General features: G+C 75.6%; 5 protein-coding genes. 4 read left to right on the top strand and 1 reads right to left on the bottom strand.

What is annotated here, in order from left to right; translation table 11 throughout:
• Positions 1-102 precede the first annotated feature (102 nt).
• Positions 103-627 carry a Dabb family protein gene (locus Q6969_RS12870; RefSeq protein ID WP_317230787.1) on the bottom strand — a complete coding sequence of 175 codons (525 nt, stop codon included), beginning with the start codon at positions 625-627 and terminating at the stop codon, positions 103-105.
• A gap of 247 nt (positions 628-874) precedes the next feature.
• On the opposite strand from Q6969_RS12870, the gene Q6969_RS12865 reads away from it, so the two are divergent.
• The 4 genes from Q6969_RS12865 to Q6969_RS12850 are packed head-to-tail and all read left to right on the top strand — an operon-like array spanning position 875 to position 4879.
• Positions 875-1909: an iron-siderophore ABC transporter substrate-binding protein gene (locus Q6969_RS12865; RefSeq protein WP_317230786.1), complete on the top strand. Its 1035-nt coding sequence runs from the start codon at positions 875-877 to the stop codon at positions 1907-1909.
• A complete protein-coding gene (locus Q6969_RS12860; RefSeq protein ID WP_317230785.1) occupies positions 1906-2964 on the top strand; it encodes an iron ABC transporter permease in 1059 nt (352 codons plus the stop codon). The genes Q6969_RS12865 and Q6969_RS12860 overlap by 4 nt, the downstream gene beginning before the upstream one ends.
• Positions 2961-4022, top strand: a complete 1062-nt coding sequence (locus Q6969_RS12855) for an iron ABC transporter permease (protein ID WP_317230784.1) — start codon at positions 2961-2963, stop codon at positions 4020-4022. The genes Q6969_RS12860 and Q6969_RS12855 overlap by 4 nt, the downstream gene beginning before the upstream one ends.
• Complete coding sequence (locus Q6969_RS12850) at positions 4019-4879, top strand: ABC transporter ATP-binding protein (RefSeq protein WP_317230783.1); 861 nt, start codon at positions 4019-4021, stop codon at positions 4877-4879. Before Q6969_RS12855 ends, Q6969_RS12850 begins: the two co-directional genes overlap by 4 nt.
• Positions 4880-4996: the final 117 nt, after the last annotated feature.

Here is a 4996-nt window from a genome sequence, read left to right as displayed (position 1 = left end):
GTCTCGTCGGCGGATCGTGGGCGGGCGTCCCCACCCATGCTGGCCGCGAGGCGCTCAGCGTGCGACCGCGACGGCGCCCCGGCCCGCTACTGGGGCGCGGGATCAGGCCGCGGACGCCCCCGCGGGCCCGTCGGCCGAGGCCGCCGGCGCCGGCTCCCCCTCCGGCTCCGGCTCCGGCGCCGGCGCCGGCTCCGTGAAGTCGAGGACCAGCACCCCGTGCGGGTCCGGCGCCAGCAGCGGCCCGACGAAGTGCTTGAAGGCCGCGTGCGCGGCGTCGATGCGGGCGGGATCCCGGATCAGCGGCTCCCCGAGGTACAGGTTCCGGTCCCCCTCCGACGCGAAGGTCAGCACGAACCCCAGCTCGAAGCCGCGGCCGACGCCCTCGGGGCTCGACTGCCGTCCCGCGTGCAGGGAGCGGATGTACGGGCCCGAGCCGTCCGGGTGCGGCGAGTCGGCGAGCGCCCGGAACCGGCGCTCCACCTCCTCGCGGTCCTCGGGCGCCGCGTCGTCGCGGAGGCGGAAGAGCACGATGTGGTGCACGAGGCCCGGCATGTGGTCGCGGGCGGTGAGCTGGGCGTCGGTGAGGGCGGGGGCGGTCGCGGGGCCGGGCTCGGGAGCGGTGGTCATGGTCGCGAGTCTGGTCCGTCGCACGCGCTGCCGCCCCCGCCCGGCTTGACTTCGAAAACCTTCACGCTGGTAAGGTTAGGCAACCCTTACGGATCGTCCCGGACGATCCGCCTGCCGTGCGAGGGCGGCACGGCCGCCTCGCCGACAGCACGGCGATGCGGCGCCGCCCTGCCCGCGACGCTCGGACCCGCCCGTCGGGTCGATCCGTCGCGCCCACGGCACCGGGCACCCCCACCGAAAGGCACGCATGTCCCGCACCGCACGCCTGGCCGCGACCTCCGCCGCCGCGCTCCTCGCCCTCGGCCTCGCCGGCTGCTCCACCCCGCCCGCGTCCGACGCCGGCGCCGAGCCGTCCGCCGACTCCGGCTTCACGCCGATCACCATCGAGCACGCGCTCGGCACCACGACCATCGAGGCGCAGCCCGAGCGCGTCGCCACGGTGAACTGGGCGAACCACGAGGTGCCGCTGGCCCTCGGCGTGGTGCCCGTCGGGATGGCCGCCGCGAACTTCGGCGACGACGACGGCGACGGCGTGCTCCCCTGGGTGGAGGAGAAGCTGACCGAGCTCGGCGCGGAGACGCCCGTGCTGTTCGACGAGACCGACGGCATCGACTTCGAGGCCGTCGCGGACACGCAGCCCGACGTGATCCTCGCCGCCTACTCCGGCCTCACGCAGGAGGACTACGACACGCTCAGCGAGATCGCGCCCGTCGTCGCGTACCCCGAGACCGCCTGGGGCACCCCCTGGCGCGAGATGATCGAGGTGAACAGCCAGGCGATGGGCATGGCGGCGGAGGGCGAGCAGCTCGTCGCCGACCTGGAGGCCGAGATCGACGAGACCGTCTCCGGCTTCGAGGCCCTCACCGGCACCTCTGCCATGTTCCTCACGCACGTGGACTCCGCCGACCTCAGCGAGGTCAGCTTCTACACGACCCACGACACCCGCGCGATGTTCTTCGAGGACATCGGCCTCGAGACGCCGGCGAGCATCGCGGAGGCGTCGTCCTCGACCGAGAAGTACTCGCTCACCACGAGCGCGGAGCAGGCCGACGCCTTCCGCGACGTCGACGTGATCGTCACCTACGGCGACGAGGAGCTCGTCGCCACGCTCGAGGGCGACCCGCTGCTGTCCCAGATCCCCGCGGTCGCGAACGACGCGATCGTGCTGCTGCCGGGCACCACCCCGCTGGGGACCGCCGCGAACCCGACCCCGCTGTCGATCTCGTACGTCCTCGACGACTACCTCTCCCTCATCGCCGACGCCGCCGCCCGGGCGGCGTGACCCCCGGGACCACCGCGGCCGATCCGGCCGTCCGCGCCCCGGGCGTCGTCCTCCGACGACGCCCGGGGCGCCGGCGCGCGCTCGCGCTGATCGGGACCGCGCTCGTGCTGGCCGCGCTGATGCTCGCGTCCGTGGTGATCGGATCCCGCGACATCGGCTGGTCCGACATCGTCGCCGCGCTCTCCGGCTCCGTGGAGGGCTTCGGGCCCGCCTCGGTCGCCACGCGCATCCCCCGCACCGTGCTCGCGGTGGCGGTGGGCGCCGCCCTGGGGCTCTCCGGCGCGGTCATGCAGGGCGTGACGCGGAACCCGCTGGCCGACCCCGGGATCCTCGGCGTCAACACGGGGGCGGCCCTCGCGGTCGTCACCGGCATCGCGTTCTTCGGCCTGAGCACCCCGACGGGCTTCATCTGGGTCGCGATCGGCGGCGCCGCCGTCACCGCGGTCTTCGTCTACACGGTCGGCTCCCTCGGACGGGACGGCGCGACGCCGCTGAAGCTCGCCCTCGCGGGCGCCGCCACCTCCGCCGCGCTCGCATCCTTCGTGACCGCCGTCGTGCTGCCGCGCAACGACATCGCGGGCGGCGTGCGCTCCTGGCAGATCGGCGGGGTCGGCGGCGCGACGTTCGCGAGCATGCAGCAGGTCGTGCCGTTCCTCGTCGTCGGCGTCCTCGCGTGCCTCCTGTCCGCGCGCTCCCTGAACTCGCTCGCGCTCGGCGACGAGCTGGCCGCCGGCCTCGGGGAGCGGGTCGCGCTGGCGCGGGGCCTCGCCGCGGCGGGCGCGGTGGTCCTCTGCGGCGCGGCGACGGCGATCGCGGGCCCCATCGGGTTCGTCGGCCTCGTCGTGCCGCACGCCAGCCGTCTGCTGGTGGGCGTCGACCACCGCTGGCTGATCCCCTTCTCCGCGCTGCTCGGGGCCGCCCTCCTCACCGCCGCCGACGTGCTCGGGCGCATCGTCGCGCGGCCCGCGGAGCTCGACGTCGGCATCATCACGGCGCTGGTCGGCGCGCCGTTCTTCATCCACATCGTCCGCCGGCAGAGGGTGCGGGCGCTGTGACCGCCGCCCTCGAGGACCGCGCCCGCGTGACCCGCACCGCCGACGCCGTCGCGCTCGGCCGCCGCCGCAGGTCGCTCCGCCGCCGGGTCGTGGTGGCGGTGCTCGCCGTGCTCATCGCCGCCGTCGCGCTCCTCTCCCTGATGGTGGGGAACACCTTCCACCCGCTCGACGACGTGGTCCGCGTCGCCCTCGGCCAGGACGTGCCGGGCGCGACCTTCACCGTCGGCCGGCTGCGGCTGCCCCGGACCGCCCTCGCCGTGCTCGTCGGCATGTGCTTCGGGCTCTCCGGCGTCGCGTTCCAGACCATGCTGCGGAACCCGCTCGCGAGCCCCGACATCATCGGGATCAGCTCCGGCGCGAGCGCGGCGGCGGCCTTCGCCATCGTGACGCTGTCGCTCGGGCGGACCGCCACCTCGGTGCTCGCGATCGTCGCGGGCCTCGCGGTCGCGCTCCTCGTCTACGCGCTCGCCTACCGCGGCGGCGTCGCCGGCACGCGGCTCATCCTCATCGGGATCGGCGTGGCGGCGATGCTCGACAGCGCCACCACGTACGTGCTCTCCACCGCCGCCGACGGCGACCTGCAGGCGGCCATGCGCTGGCTCACCGGCAGCCTCAACGGCGTCGGCTGGGGCGACGCGCTCCCCGTGCTGCTCGCGCTCGCGGTGCTCGGGCCCGTGCTGCTCAGCCGCTCCCGCGCCCTCGACGCGACGCGCCTCGGCGACGACACGGCTGCCGCCCTCGGCGTCGGCGTCGACCGCACGCGGCTCGTCGTGATCGTCGCCGCCGTGGGGCTCATCGCCTTCGCGACCGCCGCGACCGGCCCCATCGCGTTCGTCGCGTTCCTGTCCGGCCCCATCGCCGCGCGCATCGTCGGGCCGGGCGGGTCGCTGCTCGTGCCCTCGGCGCTCGTGGGGGCGCTCCTCGTCGTCGTGGGCGACGTCCTCGGGCAGCACGCCCTCGGGATCCGCCTGCCCGTGGGGGTCGTCACGGGGATCCTCGGGGCGCCCTACCTCGTGTACCTCATCGTCCGCAGCAACCGCCGAGGAGCCGCCCTGTGACCACCACCCACTCGCTGTCCGTCGAGGGGCTCGCCCTCGGCTACGGCGACCGCACCGTGATCCGGTCCCTCGACCTCGTCGTGCCGCCCGGCCGCGTCACCGCCATCGTGGGCGCCAACGCCTGCGGGAAGTCGACCCTCCTGCGGTCGATGTCCCGGCTCCTCGCGCCGCGGGAGGGGCGCGTGGTCCTCGACGGGCGCGACGTGCACCGCATCCCCGCGAAGGAGCTCGCCCGCACGCTCGGCCTCCTCCCGCAGTCGCCCGTCGCGCCCGAGGGCATCACGGTGTCCGACCTCGTCGGGCGCGGCCGCCACCCGCACCAGGGCCTCCTGTCGCGGTGGAGCCGGGAGGACGACCTGGCCGTCGCGGAGGCGCTGGAGGCGACCGACACCGCCGGGCTCGCCGACCGCGCCGTCGACGAGCTGTCGGGCGGGCAGCGGCAGCGCGTCTGGATCGCCATGGCCCTCGCCCAGCGCACCGACCTGCTGCTGCTCGACGAGCCGACCACGTTCCTCGACGTGAGCCACCAGGTGGAGGTCCTCGACCTGCTCACCGACCTCAACCGCGCGCGCGGCACGACGGTCGTGATGGTGCTGCACGACCTGAACCTCGCCGCCCGGTACGCCGACCAGCTCATCGCGCTGGCCGACGGGCGCCTGCACGCGGCCGGACCGCCGGCGGAGGTGCTCACGGAGGAGTGCGTGCGTGCCGTGTTCGGGCTGGAGAGCCGCGTGATCGTCGACCCCACCTCGGGGCGGCCGCTGATGCTCCCCCTCGGCCGCCACCACGTCCGGGATGCGGCGGGACCCCGGGACGGGGGCGCCGTCGCCCTCCCGCTCCGGCACGCCGCGACGTAGCCTGGGCGGACGACGGACCGCGACGAGGAGGCCGCATGCACGACGAGCCCGCCTCCTCCGCCGCGGCCCTCCGCCGCCGCCTGCGGGACGACCCGGCGGCCGGCCGCGCGCTCGAGG

Origin of the sequence: Clavibacter sp. MX14-G9D, from assembly GCF_032917815.1 — a bacterium.
GTDB lineage: Bacteria > Actinomycetota > Actinomycetes > Actinomycetales > Microbacteriaceae > Clavibacter > Clavibacter michiganensis_K.
The sequence above is the reverse complement of the archived record's forward strand: the minus strand, read 5'-3'. Positions and strand labels throughout refer to the sequence as shown.